This window comes from Alcaligenes sp. SDU_A2 (genome assembly GCF_038237375.1).
Lineage (GTDB): Bacteria > Pseudomonadota > Gammaproteobacteria > Burkholderiales > Burkholderiaceae_B > Alcaligenes.
On the sequence record NZ_CP151273.1, the window covers coordinates 2,526,248 to 2,544,248 of the forward strand.

General features: G+C 56.1%; 7 protein-coding genes. 1 reads left to right on the forward strand and 6 read right to left on the reverse strand.

Going from position 1 to position 18,001, the window contains the following annotated elements; genetic code table 11:
• The 6 genes from AADW57_RS11770 to AADW57_RS11795 form a co-directional block, all read right to left on the reverse strand.
• Positions 1 to 6,435, reverse strand: a complete 6,435-nt coding sequence (locus AADW57_RS11770) for a DEAD/DEAH box helicase (RefSeq protein WP_341667090.1) — start codon at positions 6,433 to 6,435, stop codon at positions 1 to 3.
• 12 nt (positions 6,436 to 6,447) lie between these two features.
• Entirely contained in the window at positions 6,448 to 7,179 is a 732-nt protein-coding gene (locus AADW57_RS11775; RefSeq protein WP_341667091.1) for a hypothetical protein, read from the reverse strand.
• Positions 7,176 to 12,266, reverse strand: a complete 5,091-nt coding sequence (locus tag AADW57_RS11780; RefSeq protein ID WP_341667092.1) for a class I SAM-dependent DNA methyltransferase — start codon at positions 12,264 to 12,266, stop codon at positions 7,176 to 7,178. Before AADW57_RS11780 ends, AADW57_RS11775 begins: the two co-directional genes overlap by 4 nt.
• A gap of 2 nt (positions 12,267 to 12,268) precedes the next feature.
• Positions 12,269 to 15,229 (reverse strand): DEAD/DEAH box helicase, encoded by a 2,961-nt coding sequence (locus tag AADW57_RS11785; RefSeq protein ID WP_341667093.1) that lies wholly within the window; start codon positions 15,227 to 15,229, stop codon positions 12,269 to 12,271.
• 164 nt (positions 15,230 to 15,393) lie between these two features.
• Positions 15,394 to 15,699: a CcdB family protein gene (locus AADW57_RS11790; RefSeq protein WP_341667094.1), complete on the reverse strand. Its 306-nt coding sequence runs from the start codon at positions 15,697 to 15,699 to the stop codon at positions 15,394 to 15,396.
• A complete protein-coding gene (locus AADW57_RS11795; protein ID WP_341667095.1) occupies positions 15,699 to 15,947 on the reverse strand; it encodes a type II toxin-antitoxin system CcdA family antitoxin in 249 nt (82 codons plus the stop codon). The genes AADW57_RS11790 and AADW57_RS11795 overlap by 1 nt, the downstream gene beginning before the upstream one ends.
• 474 nt (positions 15,948 to 16,421) lie before the next feature.
• Between AADW57_RS11795 and AADW57_RS11800 the strand changes: the two genes are divergently transcribed.
• Positions 16,422 to 17,999, forward strand: coding sequence for a Na/Pi cotransporter family protein (locus tag AADW57_RS11800; protein WP_341667096.1), 1,578 nt, complete (start codon positions 16,422 to 16,424; stop codon positions 17,997 to 17,999).
• Positions 18,000 to 18,001: the final 2 nt, after the last annotated feature.

Genomic DNA, 18,001 nt, shown 5'->3' on the forward strand with positions numbered 1-18,001 from the left:
TCACTCCTGCTTATCTACGTTCGATTCAAGCGCCAGCCCCAATGATTCTGCAGCGGCGACAAACCATGGCTGATTGTCGACCTGGCTGTAAGCCTCATCGAGCATCAGAATAGTCCAACCTTCAGTCTGCCAAATGCCAATCATGTCATCTTGGTCCGGTCGAAGAATTGCCAGCTTGACAGCCGGCCAGGTCATCTCGGCATCCGCAATGACGTCGCCCTTGGCATTGACCAATTCCATGCCAACCTGTGGAATGGTAGACCCTGCGCGGGCCAGCAGTGTCAGGCCGGGCTTCAGCTCAGGCAAAACCTGGTCTAGGGCGTCCAGCCAGGCTGCTTGTAAAGCGGCGTGGTCACCGGCGTGAACAGTGGCTTTTTCATCCCCCGCGCTAACAACGGATAAGTCGTCGTAATCACGAGCCTCAAGACCGTCTGCCGTTACCAACAGCATGCCAGGCAAAACCTGCATGGCGTTATACAGTTGCAGCCACCGTCGCCAGGCCAGATGCAGTGTCTCTTCGTCCAGGGCCGCCGAAGCATCCAGAACGACAGCTCCGGGGGCTGACCAGCCTTGTGCCGGGGGAACACCTCTGGCCAGCGCCATCGGCCAACGCCCGACCTGAAAGCAGGCCGCGCCGGGCTTGGATGCAAACGGCGCAAAGCCTGTGCCTGGCCAGGCGCCATCTGGCTCCAGGATACTGTCTGGCAAAAGGGGCAACCAGGAGGCAAGTTGTTGCTCGCAAGCGCTTCGGTCAGAGGCATCTGAAGGAACGCAAAGAAAAGACAACCACAGGGCGTTACGTTGTAGCGGTCCGACGGCCGCGTCACCCTCTGCGCCTTCAGTAGGGGTCGCCAGCCATTGCAGCAGACGCGCAACGGCATGATGGGTGAACGCATTTTCCTGGGCTCGGGGCAGGGTAGGCGGTGCCTTGCTTCCATCGTGCCGACTCATTGCTACCAGGGGCGATTCCAGGTCAGTATTCAATGCGCCATCAAGCGCAGCAACAACATCTTGATGCGTCACCGACCAGACCCAAAAGCCATTGCTGTTCACAATGGCACTACGCTTGCGCGCATCTTCGCGTAAGGTGTCTTTGTGATACACCCAGCCATCACAGAACACAGCAATAGGGCGACGCCGTGAGTTGGTTGCCCAGGGCCAAATAACGAAATCAGGCTTGCTCGGTACCGACACCCCATGTGCTGACCCCAATTCACACTGAGGCTCAATGCGATAGCGCTGTTTTCCAACTTCCAGCACGAAACCCGATTTACCGTTAACGATATCTGAAACCAGCTTGACTGTTGGCAGGCCACCCACACCACTAAGCCGTTTCAGGCTCTCGATAAAGCGGGCCTCAAGTACAGAATCAAAGTTCGGGTTGATGTAGATATCTGAAATGGTTTTGACCTGCTCCAGATGCCCGAACGATTTAACTAGGTCGGAAAGCACCGATTTTGCTGAGTCACGCGACACCAGTTCCATATTGCGGCCAAGGCGGTACTGATACAGGCAGCGGTAACAGCCGTCTTTTTCCGGGTCAGCATTACAGGAACAGCTTGTCAGTGCATCCAGGGCCATTTGCAAAACGTCTGTCAGGGTCTTTGCATCCTGCGCCAGCAACTGGTGCAGGTACCCCGTGCCACCTGGAACAGAGTCGTAAAGCAACACATAGTGTTTGCGCGGGCCACCCTCTTTGCCCGGTTCGTCTTGCAGAACCATGCGCAGGTGGTCCACCTTGCCGCCAAAGCGTTTTTTCAGCCCAAGCTGCACGGCAGCCATGAATGACTGCACCACGCGTTCGTCCACTCCGCTCTTAGTGTAGGGCACCAGAATCCGCAGCGCCTCGGAATCAAACTCTCGGTAAAGATAGAGGCAATCAAGCAGGTTGGCAGGGTCATCGCTGCCATGTTTGGGGCAGTCAAAACTATGCGTCTGGCTTTGTGAGGCCGCATTGCGCCGTGCGGGTTTTTGTACCTTGCCACAGTACCGGCAAAGGCAAAACCCTGGCCGCCCGGACTCAACATCCGCAACTTTGAAGGTTTCGCCTGGCTTGGCCAGTTCGCCAAAATTGACATCCCTGAAGGTCACCCGAGAAATGAATTCAAAGCCGAAGGGTAGCTCGCCAGAGCCAATCTGCCACGCCTCCCGAATACTGGAAGGCTGGAAATCGGCCATCAACTGGCGAACGTAATACTTCGGCTCGCGGTCTTCTGCAGTATCGTCAATGCGCACTTCCATGTCATTGCTGTTGGCAATGGCTTGCTTGAAGCGCAACAGCGTGCGCTTCTGGGCGGCGTCGGCCCACATCGTGTCGCTGCAGCGCGGACAAACGGCGTGCTCAACGGGCTCCTTCTCTAGGTGCTGCATGTGATGACAGGCCGGGCAAAAGCGCCAGGTTTCAGCCTGAGCCAGGCTCATGTTGATTTGGTCAACCTGAACGCGTCGCTGGTTGGCGTAAAATCGGTTTTCCGGGGCGAACTCCGACAAAGCCGATTGGGCGGGACGCTCGTACTTCAGCGTTTTTAACGCCACATAGGCACCCTGGCCGGGTTCATCGGTAGCGCGTTTGCGCCACAACACAGACTTCAATTCCACACCGGCTTCGGGGAATGCGTAGTTTGGAATCAGCCCGGCGTCTGTCAGTGTGTTTAGCAGGTCACGACCATTGATTTCTTTAATTAGTTCCAGCATGGAGTCGCGCTCGCGCGATAACTGCTCGTACTCTACAATCGTCGCCTCATCCTGCGGCTTTTGTTTTAACTTGGCTCGGGCCTTATCCAGCTCATCTTTGCGTTTCTTATAGGTGCGGCGCTCTGCGACCAAGTCGCTGAACACCTTCATGAGACGCACACGTAAGCCGTCTTCCTCCCCTTGACCTTGCATGGTGTCCCACAACCGCTCACGCACCTTGTCAGTGGCATCCTGCCCCAACAGCTCAATGAACCCATCAAAAAGCCGTTGTTCATGCTGCAGCACATAATCGCAAAAGATGTAGGGAAAGCGGTCAAGGCGAGCTTGTTCCACCGCATCAAGTGCTTGAGAGGTTTTCTGCGGCAAGGCCGTCATGGTTGTCAGGCCTGCCACCCAGTCATCCATGCAGAACGCAAAAAGCTGGCGACGCAACACTTCAGCGGCCTGCAGGAAAATGCCAGGTGGGCTAACGTCACCCGCAATCATTTCCTGGGTTTCGGAAAAGAAATACAGGTCGTGCGGGCTGTTCCCGTCCGCCAGAGTTGTTGCTACGGCATTGCCATCCACGCGGCCTGCACGGCCAATACGTTGCAAAAAACTGGCCTGGGCAGGTGGTACCGAACACAGCAACACCGACGACAGGTCGCCAATGTCCACCCCCATTTCGAGGGTGGGTGTTGCTGACAAGAGATTTTCAAACCAAGGTTTCGGGTTCTTGTTTTTGAATCGTTGTTCCAGGGCTTCACGCTCGGTACGCTCCAGAAGCCCCGTATGCTCTGCGGCAATCACACGGCGAACGCTACCCTGACTGTATCGCATGGCCCACCAATTGCTGCTGTCTGCCAGCACGACCTCGTAGGTTGATTCGACGCTGTCAAGGCACGGCATGCCCAGGAAATTCTCTGCCTCAAATCGCGGCACCGTCAACCTGCGCTTGCTGCCCTTGGTAGCCACAAACGTAACATCGGTGTTCAGCATCAACGCATCGGGGTTCACCGCCAGGGTATCGCCGGTGTGGTGGGCTGTGCGTATAACAATGCCGTTCCGTTCCAGCGTCTCGAAGGCGGCGGCGTACATCTCGCCTGTCATCCCTTGGGGTAGCAAGCCGTTCTGGTTCAACACGACAGTTGCCCAGCGTTCGTACCATGTAGCGCGATTGCGTTGGGTCAGTTTATCGAAACCTCGTTGGGTACCCAGAGTCAGAAATACCGGTTTCGGGGTGTAGTCACCCATCGTCGGCATCCATTCCCGGCGCCCCGCTCTTTCCTGCAACGCGAAAATGTTGCCATCACCGGCGTAGTTCGCCAGTTCTGGGTGCATTACGCCGCCGCGACGGCGCATGTGTGTAAGAACGCCCCACAGCCACCAGACAACGGTTGCCTGGGTCAGATTCCTTAAGCCAAACTGCTCTTGCAACCTTTCAGTAAGCGTTTCAGACACCCTTTGCAGACGCTCCAGGGGCACTGAAAGCGTGGCCTTGCCAACGCGCTCCAGGGTACGACCTCGCTTGCTAAGGTAGGTCATTTCGCTGACAGCCTGCCACAACAGACGTTTCTTTACTCGGCCGGGCAGCTTGCTGCCGGCGGGCAACCGCAAGTTCTTGGGCAACTCCTCCGCCCAATCCCGCTGCCAGGTCATGTTTGGCCCAATAAATTCAGACACCAGCCGCTCGTCATCCATATTCAAAACGGAACCGGGCTGAGCGAATTGTGAATTGGCTTTATCCAGGAACTCTGACCAGCTAACGGGACCCTGGACAATTTCGTCCATCACTTGGGCAAGCGCCATACGGGCATTATTCACATAGGTGCGGGCACCAAAAAAACCCGCGCGATGAGCCGCATCCTGTACCGAATCGGAGAAGGCAATTAGTTTCTTGTCGTCATTGAACACACTGGCCCACGTCGCCTCAACAACCTGCGAGCCCAAGGTGGCGTTACGTGCACCCAACAGAAGTAGCTCATCCCGTTCGCCACAGGCAGGGCAAGTGGAGTCATGCCGGGTGAACTGCGCCATGCCAGAAGTTTGGGAGCGCTGCGCCGTTACCCGGTAAATCGCAAGCAACTCCTGGTTACCGCATGCCAGGCAGGTACCATCGCCGGGTTGAAGGTTGCCACATGACACGCAGACATGCTGGTTGATACCGTCAACGTGGCTGTGGCCAACACTTTGGGCTGCATAAAATCGGGCGGCTTCCGGGCGGCCAGAAAACCAGGTGTTGTAGATTTCGTCGAGTTTTGTCGACAGCGTGTTGGTGCCTTGCACCAGGCGCGATATCCAGCCGGTGGTGCGACACTGGCTGCACTGCACCATGGGCAGGTATACCCCATCGCGTTGGCTGGGCAGGTCGCGCTCGCTTCGCAGTACAACGTCAGTGTGTTTTGTGCTTAGCTTGCCGACCATACGTCGCAATTCGCGTACCCACAATTGCATACGCAAGGTCACCAAGGGTTGGTTACCCTCGCGCAGGGCCCACGCCACCAGCACCAGCAACGCGTCCAGTACCAGCCCCACTTGTGCGTCGGTGGCCGTGGGCATGTTACGGGCAAAAGACTCTTTGAGTTCTGCTGCCTCAATCACGCTGCCTTTCAGTAGCTTGAGCAGGTTAACAAACAGCTGGTGCTGTTTCAGTTTTTTACCCAGCTCTTGCCGCCAGGCCTTGTCTTTCACATCAACAGGCTCCGGCTCGCCCGGGAAAAACAAGCCATACCAAGCAGCTACCGCGTCCTCGGGTGCAGCGTATTGAGACTGGTCTAGCTGGGCGGCGACATCGGGTCGAAACGGGAACATGAAGTCCACCGTCGCGTCTCCCAGAAAATCGCCCACACTTTGACGATTTTCTGTCACGACAGAATCTGGTTCGAAGGGAACGCCGAAAATCTGGCGCGCGTAATCGCGCAGCGGCGCGGTGTCCGACGCCCCCCCCAAGGTTGCCGACGTTCCCGCGCAAATCAGATGGCCTTCCGGTGTTTGCAACCGGGCACGCAAGCGCCGCAATAACAGCGCCAGGTCTGTTCCTTGCGCCCCATCAAAAGTATGCAACTCGTCAACAACAACGTAACGCAGCGTCTCGGGTGTATTGGCAGCCCAGAGCTGGCGGTCCTGAGGGCGCAGCATCAGGTAGTCCAGCATTTTGTAGTTGGTTAACAGAATGTCGGGCGGCTGTTTGCGTAGGGTGTCGCGGTCTGTGATGACGTTTTCGGGCGTCATGACCATGCCACTACCTGGCTCACCCTGCCTGCCGCCTACGTACAGGCCTACGCGAAGTTGGGCGAAAGCAGGCACCAAAGCCACCAACTGCGCAATACGCCGCGCCTGGTCGCTGGCTAGGGCATTCATCGGGTAGATAACCAGGGCTTTTATGCCCGCCTCACCCTCTGCTCGATTGCGGGCACAGTAATCCAGCACGGGATACAAAAAACATTCAGTTTTGCCGCTGCCCGTGCCGGTAGCCACCAGCGTACTTGCTGCCAGGTGTTCCGATGACAGGCGGCGCCAGGCTTGCTCCTGGTGGCTGTAACCAGGATGCTGCGTTTCAAACGAGGCATAGAACTTTTTGCCCTGGGTGCCATTAACAAAGGGCAACCCCACTTGCACATAGGGACCCTTGAGCCAGGTGGACTCCTCTTCAACAAACCGGCTCATCAAGCCATGCATGAAGGCATCAGAGGGCTCATAACCGGCCTTCAGGAACTGCTTCAGGCCGTTTTTTATGTCTTTGGTTAGCAGGGATGGCAACATATGAATAAGGGCCTATCGCGTTTTTTTATTTTTTGATGCTATCGTGGGTCGCCAACCTAACAGTCGCTCAACTTCGGCCCAAGTTTCATCTAATAATTTTTTTTCACCTTGCACTTTGACCCCCATTCTCAAATCGTTAAGAGGGAACCATGCGCCACTTCGTTCTTGATAGAACACCCGAGAGTAAACATTCCCCGTGTTAGATATGCGATGAGTTTCGTACTGCTGCGAAAGTAAAGTAAAAGCGTGGTTCAGACTGGTAGCAGTTGACTGCGCCGCACCTTCTGGCATTAGAACGGTACTTCCTATAAGCTCGCAGCGGTCAAGCCCCTTTAGCTTTAGCCACAAACCACTGCGCTCAGAATCTTTAATTGGCTGACCCTCAACCCGATTACGTTTCGGCGGACCAAGCGTAATTCTCTCCAGCCTTGTAGTACCCAAAGGGAGACTATAAACATCCTCTTTTGGCCAGCGGCCAAGACGCATACCCCTTCTGCTTTGGTCACTCAATGCCACCAGCAAAAGAGTACCTTCTTCAAGAATTTGGACGCAGATTTCGGCGCTCACGCGTTCTCGAAAATTTTCATCGGTAATTTGACTGAGGTTAATTGTTAGGTCGCCCAGAGCACCATCTTTGACGGGAATATCTCCGCCGTATAGAAATTCCCAGTTTGTGCCAACACGTTTGACAGGCAGCGTTACCTGCGCGGTCCAGTCTTGGTCAAAAGCACATCCTGACTTCATCTTGTACCTCCAATTTTTTCAGTAGCGAAAAAATCCCAAGCAATTCGGTAATCCTCTTCGCGGTCAGCGCGGGCAAACGGGGCCACATAGCGGCGTTCAACGGTGCGAGGGCCACCCGGCAAGGTGTCATCCTGCACTTGTTGGGTAACCACGGTGCCATCGGGCACAAGACATTCATCGTTCTTGTACAGGTCTTCCCAACCAAAATTACCTTCGCGGGTTTTGCCGTCAGGTTCTTGTATCTTTACCTTGGGTGTCGTTCGACCGCCTTTACGCGGAAGGCCCACACCAACCAGGCCTTTACTGTTGGTGAAGACGATACGACCGTTGATGTCGTACCAGGTATCACGCTCGTAGCCCTGCATCACAGGGAATTGCACGCGGTAGATAAGAAGCAGTTCCTCGAGCGTCATCCCCAGCGCTTGCGCTACCAACACATCAATTTCTACCAAGGCCATGCGACGTGCGTAGTCGCTACGCAGTGCACAGTCGCGAGTCCAGGTACTGGTCAGGTTTTGCCAGAAATCTTGAGGTAAGCGGGGGTTGTTGGGTTGAGTCCAACTTTGGTCGGAAAACTCTAGGCTGAACACTTCTTCCCAAAGCGAAGAGTAATGCCTGGTAAGGCAATGCAGACTTAGATACCTTGCCTCGACGGCGGGTGATTCATCTAACCAAGGTAACAGGGTCCAAGTGCCATGAAGATTGCTTCGACCCATGGATTTTATATACCAATCACCTATAAGTGCGCTTGTAATACATCCTGCATAAATCAGGTTGGCAGTGGACTTAAAGGCCGATGATTGCACACCATTGATATGCCCCACACCCCAGGGAATCACCGCAGCGGTAAGCGTTCGCTCAGAGGACGAGCCAATCATGGCTCGAAATGCCAGCCGAAAATAATCCGTTACTGGCTTTGCTGCCACTTCCCCATCTTCGACCCAACTGACCCGTGGCGTTCGGCGCAGATATTCGGCACGGTCGGTCATGGGAAGATAATTAGTACGAGGCAGGTAGTCGTCAGGCAGGCTCTCAAGGTCAATGACGTCGTAATGGCCTTTCTCGGTACATACCTTGCGTGGCGTCTTATTGAGTGGATTAGCAACGAAAAAATGTGGCCCTGACAAAACCCACTCGTCTGGCGTAGCAGGAAAGCCGACGTTGCTTGGCGAACGTCGGGTAATGGTGCCGTCCTTCTGTTGCATGGTTTCATGCCACATTTCCGTCGAAAAATAATCATCCCCCAAGTCCGCCAGCCGTCTTAGGTAAGCTGCAAGCTTGGCCAGCACATCTCTCAACGCGCCTGCATGTAATGCAGGCAATCGGGCACGGCGGGGTGGCGTGCCGGGTTCGTCGTAGAGTTTGGCGAAGGTTATAAGTGCAGCATCATCAACTCGTACGATTCTGTCTCTATGCCCGGTTGTATTCCATTTTCCCGCGTCATTCTTGATTCCCCCTGGTAGCCCTGACCCATCATGTTGATATGACGTATCAACGGTGTTGGCGATAAAAAGATTCGCAATGTTGTCGAACTGAGTTGATGGCCGTATGGCTCCGTACACATTGATGCTGTATTTAACCCGGTGACCAATTGGAAAAAGCATCTCCTGGTTCTGGAATTGAAAGTGTCTGCGCAAGCGCCCATACATTGCCTCACGTAAAGCCCCCCCTTTAGGGTCGTCGTAGGGGCCTTCAGGGTGTAATAACCCGGTCACCCCTAGCGCACTGCTCAACCCCCAGGCCAAAGGCATAAAGCACTTGTAAAGATTGGTTTGTACCCCCTTGAGTAACGGGTAGTTCTGCACCGCGTTCAGAAAGCTCTGCGTCCCTTCCGCTTCCTGCAACTCATCCGTCCAGGCTTGTTGCAAGCCTGAGAACTCGGCAAAGGCATTAGCCCGTAGTTTGGCTAGGTCACTTGCACTGATTTTCCGCACGGCGAATACCGGGTTGTACTCACCCAGGATGCCAGACTCGTTCCACTCAACCTTTAGCCACGGGGGGTTACCCAGAATCAAGTCAAAGCCACCACGCTGCAAAAGCACATCAGCAAAACACAGTTCCCAATGCATAAACCGGCGTGCTTCGGCAACGGACTCCACCAACTCGATGCGCGGAAAACTCTGGCGTAATCGGCTGATACGTAATTGCCCAAGGGTGTCATGCAAGCGAGCACGCTCGTGCCCCTGCGCACGCAAAGTAGGCTGAACCTCGAAACCCAACAGTCCAGGTTGGGCAGGCTCAAATCCAGTACGCCCGGAATTATCTGCGGCGCTATCGGGCGACTCCCCGCCTAGGTCTAGCCCGACCTGGCGCGTCATGTCGACCACATTGCCTTCAAGAATGGCACCAACTTCCATCCACCAGGCTTCTCGGCTGGGTAGTTGCGCACTGGCGGCAATGGGCCAGAACCACAGGGCGCACCAATAGTCCATCACTAGCTTAAGCCGTCTGAATGGGGTAGCGAGGTCGCCATCTTCATTCAGTAAGCCTTCGCTTCGTATGGCCTCCTTCTGGCTGCGGCTGATGCGAGCCTCAAGGCTGTCGTCGTCTACATCTTGTGACGGCCATACGGTCAGGGTGTCCTCGGTACGTTTTCTGTCGCGTGCGAGCGCTTGAATGTGCTCTTGCCACAATTCTTGAACCCGGTTACTCAACTGCTGCAGGCGGGCAATCTCGTAATCAGACAAAGGTGCGGTAAACGCCCTGCGCCAGGCTCTAAGCCGTTCAAAGTCCTCTGGATACAAGGCTTTGGCGGTTCTATCCGTATAGTTCGCCATTCCCGGGTCTGGCAGCAAGAAGTGCCAAATTTCATCGGACGCTCTTGGCTGGTCGTAAGTCACGCGCCGAGGCGGTTCTTCATGCCAAGCCGGTTTGGCCCCCCGTAGCAGGCTGCCGGGGCGATACACCTGATGGCGCGCACCTATCAGGCTGTTGCCAGCAAACAGTTGGTAGCCGAACCATGGCACGCGTGCGGGCTGCGGCAGGCCCTGGGTGTCTGTTTCACCGTAAATGGCGTTCAGCCATAGCGAAACCTCCGCCAGTTCCACTGCCACCGGGTTCAGGTCAACGCCATACACATTGCGGTCGGCAAGGTACATGCGAACTTTCTGCAGTTCGCGGGGGTACTCGTCGTGCGGAATGCGGCGCCCCAGTTCCGCCTGCTTGCGCTCCAGATACGCTTCGGACAGCTGGTTGACGGCTTCGTTCAAGAACGCGGCACTACCCATGGCGGGCTCACATACGGTCAGCGTAAGAATATCGTCCGCTTCCGTCATTCGCCCGCCCTCCAGTAGCTCTTTCACGGCGTACTTGACCAGGCATTGGGTTAGAACCTGCGGGGTGTAATAGCTGGCACTTTTCTGGCGGTCGCGCCCGGCCAGGCGATAAATGAAGCGGCCACGCTCGTGCTTGCGCAATACCAGATGCCCGGCGTCGTTGCGGTCATAAACGCGCTCGTTCTCAGCATACTCATGCAGGCGGCTCGCGGGCACGAACCAGGCGTTATCCAACAGGTCTGTGGCCGCGGCTGACGCGCTGGTTGCCGAGTCATCGTCGCCATTCGGTGACGCATCGTCCTCATCGTCATCGTCATCCTGGGTTGCTGCGGCCTTCTGTTTCTTTGGCGCCGGCTGTACCTCGTAAAGGTCTTCAGACGCAAAGAAACCGCGGTAGCTGAGCAGGGCTTCATAGACAGCCCCAAGCTGGTTGATGGACAGCAACTGGTAGCTGACGCGCCCCTTTCGTTGGCCTCGCCCCTGGCTGCGGGTTAGCGACATCAACCGAATAATGCGTTGCCAGATGTGATTCGGAAAACGAACCTTAGCCAGCAAGGGCATAGAGTTGTCATCGAACAGGCGGCTATCCAGTGGGGCCATAGCAAACACGTCTTTGGCACCCGCCACGCTGCTCGCTCCCAGTTCTTGCTGGGACGGTTCCTTCAGGCCACATCCTTGGGCAACGAGTGAGAACAAGCGCCGCAAAGTAGTGTCGAAGTACAGGCCATCGCGCGCACTGGGTGTGCTCAAGGGCTGCATTTCAAGGTCACGCAGGCTTTCTAGGCTGTAACCTTTTTGATAGACCTCACTTTTTGCGATGGGTACGTAAGACAGCTCTGGTCGCGCTTCGATGTAAAACATAAATAACAGCCGATACACCATACGCAGACATTCCAGGCTCAGGTCGCTTGCGTCCAGCTGGTCCTTCCCGCTGAAGAACCCTTTTTTAGCCTCTGAAGCCTGCTGGCGTAATTGCCGTGCGGCCTCGTTACCGAGCAGTTCAATGGCCTCGCGCAAGGCATACTTCAGGTCTTCACTGACACCAAAGGCGTGTTTGTGTGCATTTTCATCCAGTGACTGCAGCAGGCTGGTGCCTTCATCAGGTGCCAAGCTGTCTTTGTGCAGCAGCACGGCACAAGCTTTGAGCGTGTCGGCGTCTTTGCGGTCAAGGATTTCCGCCCAATCGAAACGCAGAGCCCTATTGTTGGGCCACTTGTAGCGGTCAATCAGCAGCCACTCACTTAAGCCTACTAACAGAACATACCTAGGAGGTGTGTCTGCGGCGAATACGGCTTCAGAAAGCATATCCGCCCAGGTTTCGCCTTTCAGGGCATTGGGGACGGGTTCATCGCCATACAGTAGGCCGGTCAGGGTATGGTCGAGAAGGTCCTCCTGGCCTTGACCTGGACGGTAGGCTGGAATAACAGCCAAGCCGGGCAGTTGGAGTATCCAGACCGGAATGGGTAAGCCGGCAACCAGCTCGTGAAGCTCAGGGGATGTCTTGGGCTTTGCATAGCCCAGTGCCTGCAGCAAGCCCGTTTGCATTTCGGTGAACAACAGCCAGCGCTGTTTGTCATCACCGGCACGCTGAATCTGGCTATGCAGGCTAAACCACTTTTGCCACCAGGCCTGCAGTCGCTTGTACGGAGAACGGTGTGCCTCGTCACCGGCATGTTCTGTTTCCTCTGCTTCCCAGGTATCGAGTCTGGCTTTAATGTCGCCTTTGAAGACCTCAGCCAGATAGTGATGGCTGTAGAACTCGTTTTCGTTGGAAATGCCTGCGAAGGTTTGAACGGCGTCAAGAACTGGCATGGTCAGGCTCCCGCATTATTGGCTTGGGGGTGGCACACAGCAGCCAGCACCTGTATCCAAGGCTGCGGTTCGGTTGACAGGGTATCGTGTACCCACTGGCGATACTCGTCAAAAACGCGGATGATTTGCTGGCTTCGCTGCTCGAAGCGACCCCGCCTGACCGTTTCAAGTTGCTTGGCCAGATTCAGCTCAAGCTGATGCATTTGGCGGTTTTGCAGGCGCTGCAATTCGCCCAGTGTGCCTTCTAGCCGCTGTTCGAGAGCAGCGGAGAATGAGGCTTGTTTTTCCAAAATGTAATCGCGCATGGTGTGTACGGCCTCAGGCAGAGCCTTCTGCATCGAGGCAATTATGGTTTCAAGCGCGTCACTGTGCCCCCGGTTGGGCAGGCCGCCGGCCTTGATGCCACTGCGTGCGGCAAAGGTGTCGAAGGATTCCAGCGAAAAACTGCCGCTGCCCGTGCGGCAGGCTACCTGCCACTCCACCAACAAGGGCTGGCCTTTCCGGTTAGGTACAAGACTCATCAGGATGAAGGCTTGCTCGTTTGGCTGCAGTGCCATGCTTTGCAGCACGGGAGCTTTGTGCCGACCAAAGTAGGTCAGTACCCGTTCGCCCAGCCATTCCATGATTGGGTGCTGCTGCCACAAGTAGTGCAACTGTGGCCATGACTCTTCTTCCGCCCGGGCTTGACGCGCAGTCTCAATAGCCTCGGCCATACGTTTGGGGTCGGCACACAAGGCGTAATGGTCGTTGGCGGCCTGTACCTCTGCCGGAAGCTGGCGCAAACGCTCTTGCAAATCTTGAGGCGCGGTCAGGGCAATCACCTGTTCAGCGTCTTCGGCAGACCACTGACATAGCAACTCATCTTGGTTCAGCAGGGTCAATGCAGTTTTTGCGTAGTGATAGTCGCTCTTAAACAGCGACGTGGGCTCACTGATAGATGCCAGGCTATTAGAAACGGACGTTTCACCAGAGGACGAGGCGTTGGTGTGCGCCGTGTGGCCGGTTTCGCCGCCAAACAATTCCATCAGCCAATCTGCTTCATTGCTCTGCTCATCGTTGGCAGTGGCGTCCATTTCGGCCTCAACCTGCTCGGGGGTCAGGCCACTGACCATGAAGTCGCTAACCTTTTCCTCTTCTTTGTCGGGGTCGAACACGTTCAGGAAAGCCGAGGGGTCGCCCAGATTCAGCAGGGCTTGCTCGTCTTTCTTTTCCAAAATTTCAAGAATACGTAGGTCGCCCCGGATTTTTTCATTCACGGTGTCCGTAAACAGATAGATGATTTGCGGCTGATGTTCCTGGCCGTAGCGGTCAACCCGGCCGTTACGTTGCTGAAAAACCATCAATGACCACGGCAAGTCAAAGTGCACCAACCGGTGACAGAAGTAGTGCAGGTTCAAGCCCTCGCTGGCAACGTCAGAGCAGAGCAGTACGCGAATGGGGTCATTCAAGCGCCCAAACCTCTCGACAAGCTCTTGTTGCTCTGTGTCGGCCATTTGCCCATGCAACACTTCAATCTGATTTGCCTTCAGCTTCATATCGGCTGCAAGGTGCTCGCGCAGCCAATGCAGGGTTTCGATACGCTCGGAAAAAATGACAAGGCGGTCTTTAGGCTCTGCTGGGGTCCAGCCAGACTCGGGCGAACGCAGGTGGACAAGCAAACGCTGGTACTTGCTGAAGCTTGCCGCATCTGGTTCATCTGCTAGCACCAGCAAGGCCTCACGCAGCTTGTGAAGGCTGGTGACCTCGGCACGCTCAGCATCGGTGGCATCGGATTTACCCTCAAGCAAAGCGATACGCTTCTTGGTAGATTCCAAAGCTGCAGCCGGGCTTGAAAACAAGGTTTTTTGCAGCCCGACGCGTTGCAGCTCGGTTTGTTGACCAGCTTTGTATTGACCGCGCTGGGTAAAAGGAACCTCAAGCAAGGCTCGATACGCGGCCTCTTCTGCCGGACTTGCTTGGGCATGCAGACGTGTGGTGATACGTTCTTTGAACTCGGTGCTGACCTGGTCGCGGATATCTTTCTTAAAACGTCGGATGACCAAGCCCTTGCTGCGAAAATCCTCGGGCGTGTAGTCGTCCGGGTCGGAAATGGCCGTCGGGTCCAGCAGGCTCATCAACGATGCAAAACTGCGGGCCGAGCCGTCGTGCGGTGTTGCCGACAGCAACATCAGAGTGTCAGAGCGGGTTGCCAGCAAACGGGCTAATCGGGCACGGCGCGATAAGCCCGTTTCACTGGCGCGTGCAGCTACGTTGTGGCATTCATCAATAACAATGATGTCCCACCAGGCGTTTTCCAGGTAGTTCCGGTACTCAAGGTTGCTCTTGAGCGTGTCGATGGAAATGATGCTTCGGTCAAAGTAATTGAACGGGTTGTGGTTGGCCGGGATGCGGTTGCGCACGCGGGCCAGGCCAATCGAGTCCAGGCGCACCAGCGGTATTGAAAACCGGCTCCACCACTCTTTCTGGAACTGGGTGAGCATGGCCTTGGTAGTCACAACCAGAATCCGCTTACCACGACCGCGCTGCATCAATTCAGTGGTGAGGATGCCGGCTTCGAGTGTTTTGCCCAGGCCCACCGCATCTGCAATGAGGATGCGCGAGCGGGTTTGACGCAGCGCCTGTAACGCAGGGTCAAGCTGGTAAGGCATCAGGTTCATCACACCACGGTGGCCAAGATGAATGGCTTCATCGCTAGGCACACTGCGCCGACGCAGGCTTTCAAGGTACAAGACAGAGGCGTTGTACGTTGGGCTGTTGTCTGGCACTAGCTGTGTCGCAGCCGGGTCAAGAATCTCTATCTGGTCTTCCAGTTCGGTCAGGAACAGCGCGGTGCGGCCGCGCACCAATTCCGAGATGCCATCACAGGTTAGTAATCGTCCGCCATCGGCAGAAGGGTCAACACGGCGGATGAGCCATTCCTCATCGCGGATAACGGCACGGGCACCAGGGGCAATCAGAAGCATGCAGAGCCAAGTCCTTCAATCAACACATCGGTAAACACTTATCAGCAGGCAAAAGGTATCACTTTTTACAACAAAAGGTATACGCCTGTTTCCCTCCAAAGGGCGTGCCCGCTGGATGGAGAGACGAAGGGCTATATGAATGCCATGTTCAGCCCTTGGCCTTGCTAGAACCCATGAAATAAAAAGTCGATAGCCGCCACAATGACATCGTGGCGATGCTGAAGGCTAGCGACCGGACTTTTCAGCTCTTTGGCTGGAACGGCAGCCATGTACTGGGTCACCATCACATGCTCAACACCGTCAATATCGAACAAGGGGTTCAGTGTGGCAGCAGGTTTTGGCGCATCTGCCAAGGGCAGCAGAGGCACCACGACGCGCGTGTTGAACGGCTGCATGATGTCGGCCTGCACATTAAGTAAGTAGCCCGGGCCTGACGGGTTGGGGTACAGGTTGTAGCGTTCTGGGCTCATCAAAACATCCTGTAGTTCGCCAGTGGCAGGCCATGCTTCTCAACGAAGGCATTGGAGCTTTCAATGGCCGCGTGGTTTTCGGCCCGCCACTGCTCAGCACGCTTGCGTGCGATAGCCTGCGCAATACCTGCTTCGGCGGCTTGGGAAATATTAATGTGCAAGGCTTTGGCCTGAACCAGAATGTCTTCGGCTAACGAGACGTTGGTTGCGCGTTTTGTGGCGCTGCGTGTTTGACTGGTGGCGAGCATCGTAAGTCTCCTGGGGCAATGGCGCAAAATATGCGCATGCTATTCAACATATTATATGTATACCTTACTGTGCATCATAGACTACCTTCCAGCCTCCATAAATCGACAACAAGCATACTTTGAGTACCCGCGTTTAGCCGGCAATGGTAGTATCTGAACTGGCGATTTTGATAGCGCAAATGATAGCGTTAAAGGTGTCGCCAAGGGTCGGGCACTGTCGGACGTTGTCGCTCAATGTCGCTTAAGTGCCTGATTTTTAATGTTATAGGCGTTTGCTAGACTAACCAGAAACCGTGCGGAACGGGACTGTTAATCCGCAGGTCCCAGGTTCGAGCCCTGGTCGGGGAGCCACTTATACAAAACGCCCGTTCGGCATATGTCGAACGGGCGTTTTACTTTCTGGCCAAATCAAGCTGGCGACCATGTCGCCTGGAGTCGTATACTGCCGGCTGTTCTCCTGCCTGCCTGTACCTCATGCTTGATATCCTTTTCCCCTTTGCCGGGGGGCTTGGCCTGTTCCTGATCGGCATGATGCTGCTCTCCGAAGGGCTGGTCGCTTTCGCCGGCGGATCACTCCAGCAATTCCTGCTGGCCTGCACCGGCAAGCCCATCAAAGCCTTTGCATCCGGCGCATTGATTACCGCCCTGGCTCAATCCTCCACCGCCACCACTGTTACCCTGATCGGCTTTGTTAGCGCGGGCCTGATCTCGTTTACCCAAGCGATCGGTGTAGTCATCGGAGCCAGCCTGGGCAACACAGCCACCGGTTGGATCGTCTCGGGCCTGGGCCTGAAGGTGAACCTGGGTTTTTACACCCTGCCGCTGATCGGCATCGGGGCGCTGATGAAACTGCTGGCCAAAGGGCGCAGCAAAGAACTGGGACGCGCACTGGCCGGTTTCGGCATTCTGTTTCTGGGCCTCAGTACCCTTCAGGATGGGATGCAAAGCTTTGCCGACACCTTCAGCCTGGCCCACCTACCCGCCGGCAGCTATGGTGCCTATGTGCTCATTATGCTGATCGGCCTGGCCCTGACCGCCGTGCTGCAATCGTCCACTGCCGCCATCGCCATGACACTGACCGCGCTGGATGCCGGAGCGGTCAGCTTCGATCAGGCCGCTGCCGTGGTAATCGGTGCCGCCATCGGCACCACCCTGACCGGCGTGCTTGTCACGATAGGCGGGACCATCTATGCCAAGCGCACGGCGATCGCCTATATCCTGTTCAATGCCGCATCGGGCCTGATCGCCCTGCTCTTGCTGCCAGCTTTTCTGCACCTCATGCACCAGGCCAGCGACTGGCTGCAGATCATGCCCGGAGCCATCGCCCTGGCCGCCTTTCACAGCCTGTTCATCGGTCTGGGAGCCCTGCTCTTTCTGCCTTTCACGCCACAGTTCGCACAACTGGTACAGCGTCTGGTTCCTGATCGCCGCGCCCAGCCCCAGCATCACCTGGACAGCAGTTTGCTGACCGTGCCGCAAGTAGCCTGCACCACCTTGCAACGCACGCTGCAGGCCAGCGCCACACAATTGCTGACCCTGTACCAACAAGGCCTGCATGCCCCCTTAGCGCACACCGCCACCCAAGAACTGCATAACATCGCCACCTTGCTGGAACAGGCCTACGACTTTGCCATACGCATACAGACCCCGCAGGACGACGCAGACCTGAGCGCACGCCTAAGCGCCCAGTTGCACGCCATCGATCACCTGTTACGGCTGCACAGGCGCATCGTAGACATCAAGAACATCGATATCCGCGACACACGAGGCTACGGCACCATAGAGCTGGCCGACCACATCGCCACTTTGGCCTTGAACGGCCTGCGCAGCCAGCAGCCCGACACCTGGCTGGAACAGGTCCAGGCAGATGCGCAGGCCCTGGCCGCCCAGCAGCGCGACATGCGCAACGCACTGCTGGCTGGCCCGCCATCTGCCGGCAGTACCTCGCACGCGCTGCGCATTACCGACAGCTACCGCTGGTTCGAGCGCAGCGGCGCGCATATCTGGCGGGCCAGCCACTACCTGATGCAGGCCCGCGAGCAACAAGAGTAAGT